General features: G+C 65.1%; 16 protein-coding genes. 11 read left to right on the top strand and 5 right to left on the bottom strand.

Going from position 1 to position 16,550, the window contains the following annotated elements:
* Positions 1-147 precede the first annotated feature (147 nt).
* Both rimO and ACVOLV_RS11825 read left to right on the top strand, forming a co-directional pair.
* A complete protein-coding gene (gene rimO / locus ACVOLV_RS11830) occupies positions 148-1,509 on the top strand; it encodes a 30S ribosomal protein S12 methylthiotransferase RimO (protein ID WP_481554572.1) in 1,362 nt (453 codons plus the stop codon).
* A complete protein-coding gene (locus tag ACVOLV_RS11825; protein ID WP_481554571.1) occupies positions 1,506-2,345 on the top strand; it encodes a DUF3025 domain-containing protein in 840 nt (279 codons plus the stop codon). The genes rimO and ACVOLV_RS11825 overlap by 4 nt, the downstream gene beginning before the upstream one ends.
* Here ACVOLV_RS11825 and greB read toward each other — a convergent pair.
* From greB to ACVOLV_RS11810, 3 genes are read right to left on the bottom strand one after another with little or no spacing between them, the layout of a single operon-like run.
* Positions 2,326-2,832 carry a transcription elongation factor GreB gene (gene greB, locus ACVOLV_RS11820; RefSeq protein WP_481554570.1) on the bottom strand — a complete coding sequence of 169 codons (507 nt, stop codon included), beginning with the start codon at positions 2,830-2,832 and terminating at the stop codon, positions 2,326-2,328. The genes ACVOLV_RS11825 and greB overlap by 20 nt on opposite strands.
* Positions 2,829-3,311, bottom strand: a complete 483-nt coding sequence (locus ACVOLV_RS11815) for a hypothetical protein (protein ID WP_481554569.1) — start codon at positions 3,309-3,311, stop codon at positions 2,829-2,831. The genes greB and ACVOLV_RS11815 overlap by 4 nt, the downstream gene beginning before the upstream one ends.
* Entirely contained in the window at positions 3,308-4,813 is a 1,506-nt protein-coding gene (locus tag ACVOLV_RS11810; RefSeq protein ID WP_481554568.1) for a helicase HerA-like domain-containing protein, read from the bottom strand. The genes ACVOLV_RS11815 and ACVOLV_RS11810 overlap by 4 nt, the downstream gene beginning before the upstream one ends.
* A gap of 123 nt (positions 4,814-4,936) precedes the next feature.
* Here ACVOLV_RS11810 and ACVOLV_RS11805 point away from each other — a divergent pair, with 123 nt between their 5' ends.
* The gene (locus ACVOLV_RS11805) at positions 4,937-6,514 is read left to right on the top strand and encodes a transglycosylase SLT domain-containing protein (protein ID WP_481554567.1); all 1,578 of its coding nucleotides are present in this window, start codon (positions 4,937-4,939) and stop codon (positions 6,512-6,514) included.
* 183 nt (positions 6,515-6,697) lie between these two features.
* Here ACVOLV_RS11805 and asd read toward each other — a convergent pair whose 3' ends face one another.
* Entirely contained in the window at positions 6,698-7,540 is an 843-nt protein-coding gene (gene asd / locus ACVOLV_RS11800) for an archaetidylserine decarboxylase (protein WP_481554566.1), read from the bottom strand.
* Entirely contained in the window at positions 7,537-8,184 is a 648-nt protein-coding gene (locus ACVOLV_RS11795; RefSeq protein ID WP_296246047.1) for an SCO family protein, read from the bottom strand. Before ACVOLV_RS11795 ends, asd begins: the two co-directional genes overlap by 4 nt.
* Before the next feature lie 215 nt (positions 8,185-8,399).
* On the opposite strand from ACVOLV_RS11795, the gene prmB reads away from it, so the two are divergent.
* The 8 genes from prmB to ACVOLV_RS11755 all read left to right on the top strand — a co-directional run bounded on the left by prmB (position 8,400) and on the right by ACVOLV_RS11755 (position 16,484).
* Entirely contained in the window at positions 8,400-9,329 is a 930-nt protein-coding gene (gene prmB, locus ACVOLV_RS11790; protein ID WP_481554565.1) for a 50S ribosomal protein L3 N(5)-glutamine methyltransferase, read from the top strand.
* A gap of 74 nt (positions 9,330-9,403) precedes the next feature.
* Positions 9,404-10,501, top strand: coding sequence for a chorismate synthase (gene aroC / locus ACVOLV_RS11785; RefSeq protein ID WP_481554564.1), 1,098 nt, complete (start codon positions 9,404-9,406; stop codon positions 10,499-10,501).
* Positions 10,494-11,546 (top strand): 2-hydroxyacid dehydrogenase, encoded by a 1,053-nt coding sequence (locus ACVOLV_RS11780; protein ID WP_481554563.1) that lies wholly within the window; start codon positions 10,494-10,496, stop codon positions 11,544-11,546. The genes aroC and ACVOLV_RS11780 overlap by 8 nt, the downstream gene beginning before the upstream one ends.
* An 81-nt stretch (positions 11,547-11,627) precedes the next feature.
* A complete protein-coding gene (locus ACVOLV_RS11775; protein WP_481554562.1) occupies positions 11,628-12,653 on the top strand; it encodes an aspartate-semialdehyde dehydrogenase in 1,026 nt (341 codons plus the stop codon).
* 116 nt (positions 12,654-12,769) lie between these two features.
* A complete protein-coding gene (locus ACVOLV_RS11770) occupies positions 12,770-14,638 on the top strand; it encodes a type IV pilus assembly protein FimV (protein ID WP_481554561.1) in 1,869 nt (622 codons plus the stop codon).
* Between the two features lie 12 nt (positions 14,639-14,650).
* Positions 14,651-15,010, top strand: a complete 360-nt coding sequence (locus ACVOLV_RS11765) for a VOC family protein (RefSeq protein ID WP_481554560.1) — start codon at positions 14,651-14,653, stop codon at positions 15,008-15,010.
* Between the two features lie 44 nt (positions 15,011-15,054).
* Positions 15,055-15,828, top strand: coding sequence for a tRNA pseudouridine(38-40) synthase TruA (gene truA / locus ACVOLV_RS11760; protein WP_303749603.1), 774 nt, complete (start codon positions 15,055-15,057; stop codon positions 15,826-15,828).
* Positions 15,825-16,484, top strand: coding sequence for a phosphoribosylanthranilate isomerase (locus ACVOLV_RS11755; protein ID WP_481554559.1), 660 nt, complete (start codon positions 15,825-15,827; stop codon positions 16,482-16,484). The genes truA and ACVOLV_RS11755 overlap by 4 nt, the downstream gene beginning before the upstream one ends.
* Positions 16,485-16,550: the final 66 nt, after the last annotated feature.

Raw genomic sequence — 16,550 nt, 5'->3', positions numbered from 1 at the left:
GCGACAGTTCGGCACTGTCGCAATGAGACTGATTATCAGCTCTCCCACGTATTAAGCCAGCCGCAGGGCGTCGCGGCCGTGGCCCGGTATACTGCCCGGCTTTCCGGCCCCGCTGCCATTCCGGCCCGGCCCCAGGATTTCCAGATCATGTCCCAGCTGAACCCCAAAGTCGGCTTCGTCAGCCTTGGCTGCCCGAAGGCCCTAGTCGATTCCGAGCGCATCCTCACCCAGTTGCGGGTGGAGGGCTATAGCATCGTGCCGTCCTATGACTCGGCCGATGTGGTGGTGGTCAACACCTGCGGCTTCATCGACTCGGCCGTGGCTGAATCGCTGGATGCGATCGGCGAGGCGATGAACGAGAACGGCAAGGTCATCGTCACCGGCTGCCTTGGCAAGAAGGGCGACATGATCCGCGAGCATTACCCGGACGTGCTGTCGGTGTCTGGTCCGCAGGACTACACCACGGTGATGGAAGCGGTGCATGCCGCACTGCCGCCCAAGCACGATCCGTTCGTGGATCTGGTGCCGGATTACGGCATCAAGCTGACCCCACGCCACTACGCCTATCTGAAGATTTCCGAAGGCTGCAACCACCGTTGCAGCTTCTGCATCATTCCCTCGATGCGTGGCGACCTGGTGTCGCGCCCGGTCGATGAGGTGCTGCGTGAGGCCGAGCGCCTGGTCAAGGGCGGCGTGCGCGAGTTGTTGGTGGTGTCGCAGGACACCTCGGCTTATGGCGTTGATCGCAAGTACGCGCCGGGTACCTGGCGCGGCAAGGAATACGCCACGCGGATGAAGGCGCTGTGCGAAGGCCTGTCCGAGCTCGATGCCTGGACCCGCCTGCACTATGTCTATCCGTACCCGCACGTCGACGACGTGGTGCCGTTGATGGCCGAGGGCAAGATCCTGCCGTACCTGGACATCCCGTTCCAGCACGCCAGCCCGCGCATCCTCAAGCTGATGAAGCGTCCAGGTGCAGTCGACAAGACCCTGGAGCGCGTGCTGCGCTGGCGCGAGATCGCGCCGGACATCACCGTGCGTTCGACCTTCATTGTCGGCTTCCCGGGCGAAACCGATGCCGAGTTCGAGCAGCTGCTGGACTTCCTCGATACCGCTCAGCTCGACCGCGTCGGCGCCTTTGCCTATTCGCCGGTGGAAGGTGCAACGGCAAACGAGTTGCCGGATCCGGTGCCGGAAGAAGTGAAGCAGGAGCGTCTGGCCCGTTTCATGGAAAAGCAGGCGGCCATTTCCGCTGCCAAGCTCGAAGCCAAGGTCGGCAGCGTGCAGCAGTGCCTGGTCGATGGCATCGAAGACGGCATCGCCGTGGCGCGCTCCAAGGCCGATGCGCCGGAGATCGATGGTCTGGTACATATCCAGAATGCTGTTGAGGCCAAGCTGCGCGTCGGCGACTTCGTCAACGTCGAGATCACCGACAGCGATGAGCATGATCTGTTCGGCGACGCCCTGATCGAAACCAAGGCTGCGCCGTTCGATATCAAGGTGCTGTGACCGCAGCACCTGCCGCAGACGATGCCGGCACTGGCCGGCGTCGGTTTGTAGCGCCGTTGCGCGGACAGGTTGATCTGTGCGTTTTTGACCATCCGCTGTTCGCGGATTTCAGCGATTTTGCCACGTTGCTGCGTGCTCCCGGTTGGCCGGGTATCGATGTACTCAACGCGCAGTTGCCAGTGCAGGGAAAGCAATTCGTTGCTCAGGACGATGTCCTGCTCGGCGACGGCCTGCACTACGAACAGCGCATCGCACAGGGTGGCATCGCCACCCGCGCGCAGAACTGGCACGACCTGTTCAACGCGATGATCTGGGCGCGTCAGCCCGGCATCAAGCGCGCGCTCAATGCGCAGCAATGCCAGCATATCGCGGTGATGGGGGCGAGCCAGCGCAATCGCGCGCAGGCCGCGCTGACCCAGTTTGATGAGACCGGGCTTATCGTGCGTGTGCGCGATGCAGGCGTGTTGATCGCGTGGGACCAGCACGATTGGTCGGCGCTGTTCAATCCGGCCGGTTGGCGCGATGGTGATATCGCGGTGTCTGCGGTCATCGGCCACGCGCTGATGGAGCAGGCCTTGTTGATTGAACGCTTGCTGGTTGGCAAATGTGTGGTCGTCGTTGCTGAAGATGACACAGCCAGTGTTACGGAAGTCGCAGCTGCAATCGCGGAGGGGAGCTTGCTTTCGGATCCTGCCGAGCTGCGGCCACTGCCGCTGGCGGGTATTCCCGGCTGGTACCCGCATCAGGACCAGGCCTTCTACCAGCAGGCCGATTACTTCCGCCCGCTACGCGCGGGCCGAAGCTATCCGCCGCCGCTCAGCCTTCGCCGTAGCTGACGTCGATGATCGCGAAGCGGGTCATTCCGCTGGGCAGTTCAACCGCGAACTCATCGTCGATGCGCTTCTTCAACAGCGCCCGTGCCAAAGGCGAGTCGATGCTGATCCAACCAGCCGGCGCATCGGTTTCATCGGGGCCAACGATCCGGTAGGTCACAGTCTGCCCGGAATCCACGTTCTCCAGTTCCACCGTCGCGCCGAAGAACACGGCCTCCGGATCGCTGGGCGTGGTGTCGACCACGCGCAGGGCTTCCAGCCGTTTGCTGAGGTAGCGCACGCGGCGGTCGATCTCGCCCAGCTGCTTCTTGCGGTAGGTGTACTCGGCGTTCTCCGAGCGGTCGCCTTCGGCGGCGGCGGCGGCCAACGCCTTGACCACTTCCGGCCGTCGTTGCCGCCACAGTTCGTCCAGTTCGGCTTTCAGCCGGGCATGGCCCTGAGCGGTGATCAGGGCGGTGCTTTTCTCTGCAGGAGGGCGCCAGCGGCTCACTTCTTCACTCTGTCCAGGGTGCTGCGGAAGTTGGTTGGGCTGCCGTCGGCATTGAGCAGTACCAGGACATCTGCGGATTCAAGGCCGAACAACAGGTCTTCGGTCTGTTGGTGGTCGTGGTGCAGGCGCAGGTGTGTGCCGCCGTGTTCCAGCGACCATTTGCTCTCTACGAGGTCCCAGACCACACCGCCTTTCAATGCGTAGCGGCCGTCGGGACCGAGCTCGAGCGTGCGTGTTTCCACGCCACCGACGATGAAGGTCCCGGGCAGTGCTTCCGGGTCGACCGCGACGTAGGTCGGTGCGGGTGCGTTGGGCGCAGCATCGTTGCCACTGGCAGCATCTGGCGGCACAGCTTGCGTCGGTGCTGCGACTGCCGACTGGGCGGTTGCCGCCGGCTGCGATGCATTGCAGCCGGCCAGCAGGGCGGTCAACAGCACACTGCTGGCCAGTCCGACGTGGACAGTACCGTGCCTGCTCAACGCTTGCCGCCGAAGATGCTGCCGAGGATGCCGCGCACGATCTGATTGCCGAGCTTGGTGCCGACGGTGCGGGTGGTCTGCTTGGCCATGGTCTCGATCATGCCCTGGCGACGCTTGGTGCCGAAGATCGCGTCCTTGATGCTCTGGCCGAAGCCGCCTTCCTGTTCCTCATCCTGCTGGCGGGTGCGTGCGGCCGGGGCCTGCGCCTGTGCGGTCGCTTTCTCCGCGCGCTGTGCCAACAGCTCCGCTGCTGATTCGCGATTGACGGCGGTGTCGTAGCGGGTGCCGATCGGGCTGCCGGCGCGCACCTGCGCGCGTTCGGCGTCGGTGATCGAACCCATCCGGCAACGTGGCGGCGCGATCAGGGTTTTCTGCACCGGCGAGGGAATGCCCTTGTCCTGCAGCGTGGAGACCAGTGCTTCGCCGGTGCCCAGCTGCGACAGGGTTGCAACCACGTCGAGCTTGGGGTTCTGCACGAAGGTCTCAGCTGCGGTCTTGACTGCCTTCTGGTCACGCGGGGTGAAGGCGCGCAGCGCATGCTGCACGCGGTTGCCGAGCTGGCCGAGGATGTTGCCGGGCACGTCATCCGGGAACTGCGAGCAGAAGTAGACGCCAACGCCCTTGGAACGGATCAATCGCACCACCTGCTCGATGCGCTGCACCAGTGCTGGCGGGGCATCGTCGAACAACAGGTGGGCCTCGTCGAAGATGAAGACCAGCTTTGGTTTCTCCAGATCGCCTACTTCCGGCAGCTGTTCGAACAGCTCGGACAGCAGCCACAGCAGGAAGGTCGAATACAGGCGCGGCTTGAGGATCAGCTGCGCGGCGGCAAGGATGCCGACTACGCCACGGCCGTCATGGTTGACCCGCATGATGTCGGCCAGTTCCAGCGCCGGCTCGCCGAAGAAGGCTTCTCCGCCGTCCTGTGACAGGCGCAGCAGCGAACGCTGGATCGCTGCCACCGACTGCGCGCTGACCAGGCCATATTCGGTGGAGATGTCCTTGCGCTCCTCGGCAACCAGGCCGAGCAGGGCGCGCAGGTCATCCAGGTCCAGCAACAGCAGACCGCGGTCGTCGGCCAGCTTGAACACGATGTCGAGCACGCCGGACTGGGTGTCGTTGAGTTCGAGGATGCGGGCGAGCAGGGTAGGGCCCATCTCGCTGACGGTGGTGCGGACCGGGTGGCCGAGCTTGCCGTACAGGTCCCAGAACACCACCGGGCTGGCAGCCGGGGCAAAGCCGTCGACGCCGATCTCGGCGGCGCGCTGGGCCAGCTTCTCGCCGCCTTCGCCGGCAACCGCAAGGCCGGCCACATCGCCCTTCACATCGGCCATGAACACCGGCACGCCCAACCGCGAGAAACCCTCGGCCAGCGTCATCAAGGTCACCGTCTTGCCGGTGCCGGTAGCGCCGGCCACCAGTCCGTGGCGGTTGCCCAGGCGCGGGAGCAGGGTGACGGCGATGTCGTCGGTGACGCCTTTGCCGAGCAGGATCGGGTCCATGGAGGCACTCATTGATGAATGAAGGAAGGATTCTAACGGCCGACTGTATCGCTGCGGTGGCAATGTTGCCCCCGGGTCTGTCTGCCAGCTACCCTGCCTCACCTTTGTCATGCAGTGCTGCTGATGCCCGTATCCCTGTTATCTGCTCGTCGTTGGTCGCTGTTGCTGGCGACCTCGTTGTTGGCCGTGGTTCCTGCTGCCCAGGCGATCTCCGCCCGCGACAAGGTCAAGGTCGATGCCATCGAGGCGCGGATGACGGCGGCCGAGAAGCGTTACAGCGATGCGCTGGTGCTGGTTGCCAACGCCGACCCCAAGGGCACCACCGAGGGCGACGCTGCGCTGGAAGACATGGAAGACGTGATCAGCGCCTGCATCGCGCAGAAGGGCTGCCAGGTCAGTAATCTGCTGGCGACCTACAAGCGCCTGCTCAAGCAGCGCGCCGATGCCAGCGGTGAGGCGCAGGACGAGGATGGTGGCCCGCTGGAGGCTGATCCGGACCATATCGCGCCCCTGGTGGCCGATGTGCCCGAAGCCGCCCGTGCTGCGGCGCTGCTCAATGATCACCGCCACGCCTTCGATGACATGGTCGAATACAACCCGGCGATCCAGGCGGGCATCCGACGTTGGCTGACCGATATGCGGCCCTCGCTGCTGACCAGCTACGAGAACTACATGAACCTGCGTGGTGTCATGTGGCCGGAGTGGGAGAAGGACGGCCTGCCCGAAGCGCTGTTGTTCGGCATCATGGCCAAGGAATCCAATGGACGTGTGCATGCCTCCTCGCGCGTGGGCGCGGCCGGCCTGATGCAGTTCATGCCGGCAACCGGCCGCCGCTTCGGGCTTGGCCCGGACGGCACCGGCTTCGATACCCGCTTTGATCCGCGCAGCGCAGCCAGTGCCAGCGCCGACTACATGAATGAGCGCATGCGCGGGCTCAACAAGAACATCGAGTACGCCCTGGCGGCCTATAACGGCGGCGAAGGCCGTGCTGCGCGCATTTACCGCGAAACCGGCGGCCAGAGCTTCTGGACCGATACCTCGTACAACCAGTTCCCGGGCGAGACCAAGGACTACGTGCCGATGGTGATCGCAGCGGCGTGGATCTTCTTGCACCCGCAGCAGTACGGCGTCGAGTTCCCCAAGCTCAACGCGCAGCCAGCGACGATCCGCCTGGCCAAGTCGACCACTATTTACGAGTTGACGATCTGCCTGGGCAGCACCGGTACGCGTGACGGTTACATGCGCGCGCTGCGCAACCTCAATCCGCGCTACGAGGCGGATGGCTGGATTCCGGGTGGCACCACCATCAATGTCACCACCCGTATTGCTGGCTTGTACAACCGCTATTGCGTCAGCGGCCCACGAGCCGATCTGGCGCGTGCCTTGATCACGGCTGATCTGAATGCGGCGATCAAGCGGCCGTCAGCGGCAACGGTTACCGGCAGTGTGGCGGTGGGTGATGTACAGGCGATGCAGGCAGCGCAGGCTGCTGCACCTGTCGTGGCACCGGCGCCGCGCCCGGCCGCACCGGCACGGCGGGCAGCGCGCAGCTACAAGGTTGCCCGCGGTGACACCTTGGGGGCCATCGCCAACCGCTTCCAGTGCGAAGTGCCGGCACTGGCGCGCGCCAATGGCCTGCGCGCACCGGCCTATGCCCTCAAGCCAGGGCAAAGCCTGAAGCTGGAAGGCTGCGGTCGTTGAAACAAAGAGGGCGCCGAAAGGCGCCCTTCTTGTATGTGCTGGTGGTGCTTGTGTGGGAGCGGCGTAAGCCGCGAAGCAGATGGATCATCAGATTGCAGAAGCTGGGATCGCTGTAACTATCCGAGCTTCGCGGCTTACGCCGCTCCTACAGAATGACGCCGCCCCACCGCGGATGCGCGGCTGTCAGCGCAGCTTCGCCAGCGGCTGGCCCAGCTGTACCGGGCTTTCCGCCTTCAACGACGGATCGAAGTCGGCCACGCCCGGCGGCAGCAGCATGATCACCGTCGAGCCGTAATTGAAGCGCGCCATCTCGGCGAAGCGTTCCAGGGTGATGCCCTTGCCACGCCAGTCCTTGCGGGTGATGCGGTCGCCATAGGCGGGGATCTCCTCGCCGCTCCATACCGTCTCTACGCCGCTGACCAGCAGCGCGCCGACCATCACCTGCACCATCGGGCCGAAATCGGTGTCGAAGTGGCAGACCAGGCGCTCGTTGCGGGCAAACAGGCGCGGCACATTGGCCACCGCATCGGTGCCGACGCTGAACAGGCGACCCGGCACATGCACGGTTTCACGCAAGGTGCCGGTCCAGGCCATGTGCACGCGGTGGTAGTCGCGCGGTGAGAGGTACACGGTGGCGAACAGGCCGTTGTTGAAAGGGACAGCGTCGGCCGCATCACCGAGCAGCTCGGCGGCGGTGAAGGACTGGCCCTTGGCCTGGAAGATGCGGCCATCTTCGATCGGACCAAGCTGGCTGATGCGGCCATCGGCGGGCATGGTCAGCGTGCGCGGGTCGGCTGCGGCCACGCGCGCGCCCGGCTTCAGGGCGCGGGTGAAGAAGCTGTTGAAGCTGGGATAACTGCGCGGGTCCGGATTGGCCGCTTCGGCCAGGTTGACGTTGAACTTGCTCGACACCGTGTCGATCAGCCAGCGCGAGATGCGCGGGTTCTGCGAATAGGCCAGCGAGCGGGCCATCGACGACAACAGGCGGTGCGGCAATACATAGGTGAGGCTTGTAACCAGACTCATGGTGCGGTTTTCTCGGTGAGCTTCTTCAGGTCGCTGGCAATCGCCTGCGGGTTGAACGGGGGGCGCATCAGGCCGGCCAGCCGACCCTGCGGGTCAAGCACGGCGATGCTGGCAGAGTGGTCCATGCTGTAGTCGTCCGGGTTCTGCTCGAAGTGCTTGCCCGGTGCCTTCTGGAACACCATGCCCAACGAGGTCGCAAAGCGCTCCAGCGACGGCACGTCGGCGGTGGCGGCAATGGTGTCCTTGTGGAAGGCGTGGGCGTACTCGCCCAGGCGGTTCGGGGTGTCACGCTCGGGGTCCACCGAGACCAGTACCACGCGCGGGCGCAGGCTGTCGGGGATGGTTTCCCACTGCTTCTGGGCCTGGGCCAGTTCGGTCAGGGTGGTCGGGCAGACGTCCGGACAGGAGGTGAAGCCCAGGAACACCAGGGTCCAATGGCCGCGCAGCTCCCCCGGGATCAGGCGGGTGCCGTCGGACTGGGCCAGGTCGAACTCCGGCAGGGTGCGCGGGGTGCCATAGAAAATGATGCTGCTGGTGCCATCCGTGCCCTTGTTGGACGGCCCGAAGACCTTCTGCGCCAACAGCAGGCCGAGGCCGGCGGCCAGGGCGATGGCCAGGATGATGCCGGTATTTCGATTGAACATGCGCGCGGGCTTCCGTTCGGATACGGCGGCGGGACGGGTCGTTCGCCGTGGGCGGGATACGGGAGTGTAGGGGATTGCAGACGTACACCCCGGCGGTTTGGCGGGCGTTTGCGCCCCTTTGGAGGGCCATTGCCGAAGTTTCGGCTGCAACTTGGCAATCAATATACCGGCCAGGTGCCTATAATCGCAGACCTTTCAAGTATTTCCGTATTGCCATGACTGCCGAAGCGGCCGCTGAACTCCAAACGATCGTCGATCTGATCCGCTACGGCGCAAGCCGTTTCAATGCTGCTGGCCTGACCTTCGGCCACAGCTATGACAATGCCTTGGACGAGGCGACCCAGCTGACCCTGCACAGCCTGCACCTGCCGCCGGACCTTGGCCCGGCCTATGGCACGGCGCGGGTGTTGCTGGAAGAACGGCAGCAGGTGCTGGCGCTGTTCCAGCGCCGTATCGACGAGCGCCAGCCGGCAGCCTACCTGACCGGTGAGGCTTGGTTTGCGGGTTTGAGCTTCAAGAGCGACGCGCGTGCGCTGGTGCCGCGTTCGCCGATCGCCGAGCTGATCCTCAGCGGCTTCGAGCCGTGGCTGGCCGGTCGTGACGTCAACCGTGCGCTGGACCTGTGCACCGGCTCGGGTTGCATCGCCATTGCCATGGGCCATTACTACCCGAACTGGCAGGTGGACGGCAGCGACGTCAATGATGCCGCGCTGTCGCTGGCGGTGGAGAACAAGGAGCGCCTGCTCGCCCACAACGTGGAGCTGGTCAAGAGCGACCTGTTCGCCGGTCTGCAGGGCCGCGTCTACGACCTGATCGTGACCAATCCGCCCTACGTCACCAATGACGAGACCGATGCACTGCCGAAGGAATACCAGCACGAGCCGGACCTGGCGCTGCGCGCCGGCGACGACGGCCTGGACCTGGTGCTGAAGATCCTGCGCGACGCGCCGGACCATCTGACCGAAGACGGCCTGTTGATCTGCGAAGTAGGCGATTCCGAGCAGCACCTGATCAAGCTGCTGCCGGAGGTCTACATGTCCTGGATCGAGTTCAAGGTCGGGCAGATGGGCATCTTCGCTGTCGAAGCGGCTGAACTGCGTGCGCACCATGCGCGCATCGCCGAGTTGGCTGCAGCACGTTCCTGAGTCACGCTGTTGCCGTCACTCCGCCTCTGCGGAATGACGGCAACGGCCGGCGTAACCGCAAGAGCACAACGGCATTGAATACATTCGGACAACTCCTCCGCGTCACTACCTTCGGTGAATCCCATGGGCCGGCTATCGGCTGTGTGATCGATGGTTGTCCGCCCGGTCTGGAAATCAGCGCCGAAGAATTCGCCCACGATCTGCAGCGCCGTGCCACCGGCAAGAGCCGCCACACTTCCGCGCGCCGTGAGGCTGACGAGGTCGAGATCCTGTCCGGGGTCTATGAGGGCCGCACCACTGGTACGCCTATCGCGCTGCTGATCCGCAACACCGATCAGCGCAGCAAGGATTACAGCAACATCGCCCAGCAGTTCCGCCCGGGCCATGCCGATTACAGCTATTGGCAGAAGTACGGCATCCGTGACCCGCGCGGTGGTGGCCGTTCCTCGGCGCGCGAAACCACCATGCGCGTGGCCGCTGGCGTGGTCGCCAAAAAGTGGCTGCTGCAGCGCTTCGGCGTCAGCGTGCGTGGCTACCTGTCGCAGCTCGGCGAGATCACCCCGGCTGGTTTTGACTGGAATGTGATCGAAGACAACCCCTTCTTCTGGCCCGATGCCAAGCAGGTACCGGAGCTGGAATCCTATATGGATGCGCTGCGCAAGTCCGGTGATTCGGTCGGTGCGCGCGTGACCGTGGTTGCCGACGGCGTACCGCCAGGGTGGGGCGAGCCGATCTACGGCAAGCTCGATGGCGATATCGCCGCCGCGCTGATGAGCATCAATGCGGTCAAGGGCGTGGAGATCGGCGACGGTTTTGCCAGCGCCGCGCAGAAGGGCACCGAACACCGTGACCTGATCAGCCCGCAGGGCTTCCAGTCCAACCATGCCGGCGGCATCCTCGGTGGCATCTCCACCGGCCAGCAGATCGTCGCCTCGATGGTGCTCAAGCCCACCTCCAGCCTGCGCCTGCCCGGTGCCACGGTGGATACGGCCGGCAATGCGGTCGATGTCATCACCACCGGTCGCCACGATCCCTGCGTTGGCATCCGTGCCACACCCATCGCCGAGGCGATGCTGGCGTTGGTGTTGATGGACCAGGCCATGCGCCACCGCGCCCAATGTGGCGATGTCGGCGAGATGAGCCCGCGTATCCCGGGCCAGCGCAATGACTGATCGTCGTCCCCGCGTCTGGGTGTCGCAGCCGCTGTTCGACGACACCGTCGCGCAGTTGGCGCTGCACTGTGATGTGGTTTCAACGTCCACGGTCACCAAGCACGACAGTGCCAGCCTCAGTGCGAATCTGGCCGGCATGGATGGCGTCCTGATCACGCTCAACGAGCGGATCGGTGCGGCGGAAATCGCCAATGCGCCCGCGTTGAAGATGATCGCCAACGTTGGCGTCGGCTATAACAATCTTGATGTTCCTGCGTTGAATGCAGCCGGCATCGTTGCCAGCAACACGCCGGACGTACTCACCGAAACCACGGCCGATCTCGGCTTCTCGCTGCTGATGGCGGCCGCCCGCCGCATCGTCGAGTCCGATCGCTGGCTGCGTGACGGCAAGTGGGGGCAGTGGTCGTTCACCACCATGCTCGGCGCCGATCTGCATGGCAGCACCCTGGGCATCCTCGGCATGGGCCGGATCGGCCAGGCCATTGCCCGCCGTGGTCATCATGGCTTTGGCATGAAGGTGCTGTACCACAACCGCTCGCAGCTGCCTGCCGAGCAGGAGCAGGCGGTTGGTGCCCGCTACGTCGGTTTCGATGAGCTGCTGGCCAGCGTTGACCACCTGGTGCTGGTGCTGCCGTATACCGCGCAGAACCACCACATCATCAATGCCGCCGCGCTGGCGAAGATGAAGCCGACGGCGACGCTGGTAAACATCGCCCGTGGCGGCATCGTCGACGAACTCGCCCTGGTTGATGCGCTGGCCAATGGCCGCCTGGCCTCGGCCGCACTGGACGTCTACGAAAACGAGCCGAACGTGCGCCCGGAACTACTGGCGCTCGATAACATCGTGCTGACCCCGCATATCGGCAGCGCCTCGCTGGCCACGCGCCGGGCGATGGTGCAGGTGGCGCTGGACAACCTGTTGGCCGGCCTGGGCATCGGCGCGGACGCCGGCCACCCGGTCAATGCCATCAACGCCGAACTGATCAGCAACGGCACCGCGCGCATTGCCGTGGCCGGCAAAAAAATCGACGACAAAAAACGATAGGGAGCCTCGACAGCCGCGCGCTGGAGGTTCCCCGAACCTGGCTCGATACGTGTCTCCCCCTCCAAACTTTCGAGTATCCCCATGAGCAATGAAGCCCGTCGTTTCCACGTAGCCGTTGTTGGCGCCACCGGCGCTGTCGGTCAGACCATGCTGTCCATCCTCGCCGAGCGCAATTTCCCGATCAGCACGCTGACTCTGCTTGCCTCCGAGCGTTCGGCCGGCCAGCAGGTCGATTTTGAAGGCAAGAAGATCACCATCCAGGACCTGGCCACGTTCGACCCGGCCGGGGTCGAGATTGCCCTGTTCTCGGCCGGTGGTGGCATTTCCAAGGAATTCGCGCCCAAGTTCGCCGCAGCCGGCGCCGTGGTGATCGATAACTCGTCCACGTTCCGCTATGACGACGACGTGCCGCTGGTGGTGTCCGAGGTCAACCCGGAAGCAGCGAAGAACCGCCCGCGCGGCATCATCGCCAACCCGAACTGCTCGACCATGCAGCTGATGCCGGTGCTGGCCCCGATCCATCGCGAGTACGGCATCGAGCGCATCAACATCGCCACCTACCAGTCGGTGTCCGGCGCTGGCCAGACCGGCATGGAAGAACTGGGCAAGCAGACCGCGCAGCTGCTCGGCTTCCAGGAGATCGAGCCGAAGAAGTTCCCGATGCAGATCGCCTTCAATCTGATCCCGCATATCGATGAGTTCCTTGACAACGGCTTCACCAAGGAAGAAATGAAGCTGGTATGGGAAACCCGCAAGATCCTCGGCGACGACAGCATCCTGGTGAATCCCACTGCGGTGCGCGTGCCGGTGTTCTACGGCCACTCCGAGGCGGTCAACATCGAGACCAAGAAGAAGATCACCACCGAGCAGGCCCGCGAACTGCTGGCCACCGCGCCTGGCGTGAAGGTGGTGGATGAGCGCAAGGCTGGCGGCTATCCGACCCCGGTCACCCACGCCTCGGGCACCGATCCGGTCTATGTCGGCCGCATCCGCGAGGACATCTCGCACCCGCGTGGTTTGAACATGTGGGTGGTGGCGGACAACATCCGCAAGGGCGCCGCACTGAACGCAGTGCAGGTCGCCGAGCTGGTCGCCAACGGCGGCTGATGCCGCCAACGACGCCGGCTTGCTGCCGGCGTCGTCGCATCTGGGCGGTACAGCGGTATTCGAAAGCCGGGTCAGCCGTTATATTGGCCGCCATGAAACCATGGGGCAGGGGCGCGATGCGCTCATTACAAGCTGTGCTGGTCCTCGTCCTGGCGCTGTTCAGCAGCGCCGCGATGGCGCTGGGACTCGGCAACATCCGCGTACTGTCCAAGCCGGGGCAGCCCTTGCTGGCTGAAATCCCGGTCATTACCAGTGATCCTGGCGAACTGGACAACGCCAAGGCCGGGCTGGCATCTGCGGCCACCTTCGAACGCGTGGGTCTGGCAGCGCCGACCGGACTGGTAGGAGAACTGCAATTCCAGTTTGCGCAGGACCGTGACGGTCGCGCCGTCATCCGCGTCACCAGCGCCGCGCCGGTGCAGGTGGCGTCGGTGGGTTTCCTGATCGAGGTCGATTGGGGCCAGGGCCGGTTGGTGCGCGAATACTCCGCGCTGGTGTCCGCACCCGAAGCCGCAACCGCAGTGGCCGAACCGGTCATCGAAGCGCCGGCGGCGGCCCAATCCAATCTGATCGTGCGAGAGCCCGAGCCGCTGCCTGAGTTGCCGGCCCCTGCCGCGCCTCCAGCAACGCCTGCGCCGGCTCAGCCGGTTGCCGCAGCACCTGCATCGCGACCGGCAATGGCGCCGGTGATGAACAGCGAAGGCCAGCTTGCCACCGTGCAGCGTGGCCAGAGCTTGTCGCAGATCGCCCGCGAGCTGTCGCGCGAGAGCGGCGCTTCCTTGAACCAGACCATGGTCGCGCTGATGCGCGCCAATCCGGAAGCCTTCATCCGCGGCAACATCAACCTGCTCAAGCAGGGCGCGGTGCTGCGCACGCCTGCGCAGGAAGAGCTGGCGCGGGTGGATGCCGCCGAGGCGCGCGCCATCGTGCGTGACCAGACCTCCCAGTGGCGGCAGGCCCGTGCGCCGATCCCGCAGCCTGCGGTAGCCGATGCAGCGGCCGCTCCGGCCAGGCCGGGCACTCCGGTGGCGGCTGCAGCGAGCCCAAGCGGTGCGCGCCTGGAAATCGCCCCGGCCGCGGCCGGTGCACAACAGACTGCAGGAATGACGACCGGCCTCGATGCCGGTGGCGAGGGTGACATGTTGGCCAACGAACAGCTGCAGCAAGCCAAGGAAGAACTGGCAACCCGCGATGCGGAACTGCAGGAGCTGCGCGATCGCGTCGGCGAACTCGAAAAGCTGCAGAAGCAGCAGCAATCGCTGATTGCGATGAAGGATTCGGACCTGGCTGCCGCCCAGAAGAAGCTGGGCGAGGCGGCCAAGGGCGATGCGGGAGGCTCGTTCGGCTGGGCCTGGCTGGGCCTGGCACTGCTGGTGCTGGCTGCGCTTGGTTGGGTACTGAGCCGTCGCCGCAAGCCGCTGCCGGCCGCACCGCGCAATGATTTTGGTGCCGGTGACTTGGCTGCCGCGCTGCCGGTGATGGGCGCTGCCGCCACAGCGCATGCGCTGCAGGCAGAGCAGGCAGAGCAGGTGCAAGCATTCGATCCGCTGGACGAGGTTGACGCCGAGTCGTTGGCAGCGGCGCCCGTACAGCCTGAGGCCTACGAGGAGCCGATGCCGGCCTGGCTGAAGTCCAGCCCGCCCGCGCGCGTGGAGCCGGTAGTGCCGGCGCCGATCAGGCCGGTCGCAGAGGTCACGCATAAGCCGGTACTGCTGTTCGAAGCCTCGCGCCAGGTTGATGCCGTCCCCGAGCCAGCGCAGCCCGAGCCGGCTGCTGCCGACGAGGCCGATTGGCTGGCCGGCGATGTCGCAGCGATTGCGCCATTGAATCCGACACCCGCCGGCCGCGAGCGGCTGGAGCTGGCAATCGCCTATCTGGACCTCGGCGATGCCGAGACAGCGCGCACCCTGCTCAATGAAGTCGCTGCCAGCGCCGACCCGCAGGCACGCGGCGAAGCGCTGGAGCTGCTTGGCCGTATGGCTTGATGGAGAACCACAATGAAGCGTGAGCGCCGGATTGATTATGTGGAGTTCGCTTCGCGCGACCCGGCAGCGAGCCGTGGCTTCTTCGAGCGCGTATTCGGCTGGACATTCGAGGACTACGGCCCGGATTACACTGCGTTTGATGACGGCGAGCTGCAAGGCGGTTTCTTCCGTGGCACACCGCTGACCGCCGGCGCTGGTGCGCCGCTGATCGTGCTGTATGCCGCACAGCTGGGGCCCCTGCTTACGGAGGTCACCGCGCAGGGCGGCGAAGTGGTCAAGCCGGTCTTCACTTTCCCCGGTGGCCGCCGCTTCCAGTTCCTTGAGCCGGGCGGCAACGAGCTGGCGGTCTGGTCCGAACGCGACAGCGACTGAGTTGTCCGCGGGCTCCGCGGCTCCAACAAACAAGAGGTTCAAACATGCGTTACGCGCTGGGCGTGGAATACGACGGCAGCGAATTCAAGGGCTGGCAGCAGCTCGGGGAGACCGGCTGTGCCAGTGTGCAGGCGACCTTGCAGGACGCATTGTCCTCAGTCGCCAATGCGCCGATCAGCGTTGTGTGCGCAGGCCGCACCGATGCCGGCGTGCACGGCGAATGCCAGGTCGTGCACTTTGACAGTGACGTCGAGCGCGCACCGCGAGGCTGGGTGCTGGGCACCACCACGCGATTGCCGCCATCGATCTGCGTGCGCTGGTGCGTGCCGGTGGTGGATGAGTTCCATGCGCGCTTCTCGGCCAAGGCGCGCCGTTACCGCTATCGCATCCTCAACCGCCAGGTGCGGCCGGCGCTGTACCGGCAGATCCTGAGCTGGGACCGGCGTCCGCTGGATGCCGATGCCATGCACCGCGCAGCACAGTCGCTGTTGGGTGAAAACGACTTTGGTGCGTTCCGCAGTGCGCAATGCCAGGCGCTGCACGCACGCCGCGAGATGCAATCGATAGCGGTGCGTCGTCAGGGCGAGGTGGTGGAAGTCGAAGTCCAGGCCAATGCCTTCCTGCACCATATGGTGCGCAATATCGTCGGCTCGCTGCTGATGGTGGGGGCAGGGGAGAAGCCTGAAAGCTGGATCGGGGAGTTGCTGGCAGGCCGTGATCGCAATCTGGCAGGTCCAACTGCGCCGCCGCAGGGCCTGGTATTCGTCGGACCGCTGTATCCTGAGCTCTGGAAGCTGCCGGACGAGGTGACACTGTGAGCCGTACGCTGTTTCGCACCCGTATCAAGTTCTGCGGCATGACCCGTGCCGGCGACATCCGCCTGGCCACCGAGCTGGGCGTGGATGCCATCGGTTTCATCTTCGCCAAGGGCAGTGCCCGCCGGGTAGCGCCGTCCGAGGCGCGCGCCATGCGCCAGGCCATCGCGCCGATGGTGGAAGTGGTGGCCTTGTTCCAGCAGAACAATCGCGAGGAAGTGCGCGAGGTGCTGCGCGCGGTGCGGCCGACCCTGTTGCAGTTCCATGGCGACGAAGACGATGCGTTCTGCCGCAGTTTCAACATGCCGTACCTGAAGGCGATTGCGATGGGTGGACGCAGAGACGTCACCGCGCGCGGCCTGCAGCAGATGTACCCGCATGCCGCGGGGTTCCTGTTCGACAGCCACGTGGCTGGTGGCAGCGGCGGTACCGGTGTTGCGTTCGACTGGTCGCAGATTCCGCCCGGCGTGCACCGGCCGTACCTGCTGGCCGGGGGTATCCGCCCGGAGAACGTGCATGACGCCATTCTCGCAACCCAGCCCTGGGGCGTGGATGTGTCCAGCGGCATCGAGCTGTCGCCGGGGATCAAGGACGGTTACAAGATGCGCCAGTTCGTCGAAGAAGTGCGCCGTGCCGACCTCCATGTCGAGCAGGACTGAATACGCTCGCTGAGCATGGCGACGCATTGCACGGGTGCAGCCCGGGCTGTCGCACTTTTGGGATTC

The organism is Stenotrophomonas sp. STEN023 (assembly GCF_056760135.1).
This window is presented reverse-complemented; position numbering and strand designations above follow the sequence as displayed.

Bases quoted from the DNA above. Each gene is read 5' to 3' on its own strand.
- truA (WP_303749603.1), top strand. From the start codon at position 15,055: ATGCGTTACGCGCTGGGCGTGGAATACGACGGCAGCGAATTCAAGGGC.
- ACVOLV_RS11795 (WP_296246047.1), bottom strand. From the start codon at position 8,184: ATGTTCAATCGAAATACCGGCATCATCCTGGCCATCGCCCTGGCCGCC.
- prmB (WP_481554565.1), top strand. From the start codon at position 8,400: ATGACTGCCGAAGCGGCCGCTGAACTCCAAACGATCGTCGATCTGATC.
- ACVOLV_RS11775 (WP_481554562.1), top strand. From the start codon at position 11,628: ATGAGCAATGAAGCCCGTCGTTTCCACGTAGCCGTTGTTGGCGCCACC.
- asd (WP_481554566.1), bottom strand. From the start codon at position 7,540: ATGAGTCTGGTTACAAGCCTCACCTATGTATTGCCGCACCGCCTGTTG.
- rimO (WP_481554572.1), top strand. From the start codon at position 148: ATGTCCCAGCTGAACCCCAAAGTCGGCTTCGTCAGCCTTGGCTGCCCG.
- ACVOLV_RS11805 (WP_481554567.1), top strand. From the start codon at position 4,937: ATGCCCGTATCCCTGTTATCTGCTCGTCGTTGGTCGCTGTTGCTGGCG.
- ACVOLV_RS11780 (WP_481554563.1), top strand. From the start codon at position 10,494: ATGACTGATCGTCGTCCCCGCGTCTGGGTGTCGCAGCCGCTGTTCGAC.
- ACVOLV_RS11765 (WP_481554560.1), top strand. From the start codon at position 14,651: ATGAAGCGTGAGCGCCGGATTGATTATGTGGAGTTCGCTTCGCGCGAC.
- ACVOLV_RS11810 (WP_481554568.1), bottom strand. From the start codon at position 4,813: ATGGACCCGATCCTGCTCGGCAAAGGCGTCACCGACGACATCGCCGTC.
- ACVOLV_RS11770 (WP_481554561.1), top strand. From the start codon at position 12,770: ATGCGCTCATTACAAGCTGTGCTGGTCCTCGTCCTGGCGCTGTTCAGC.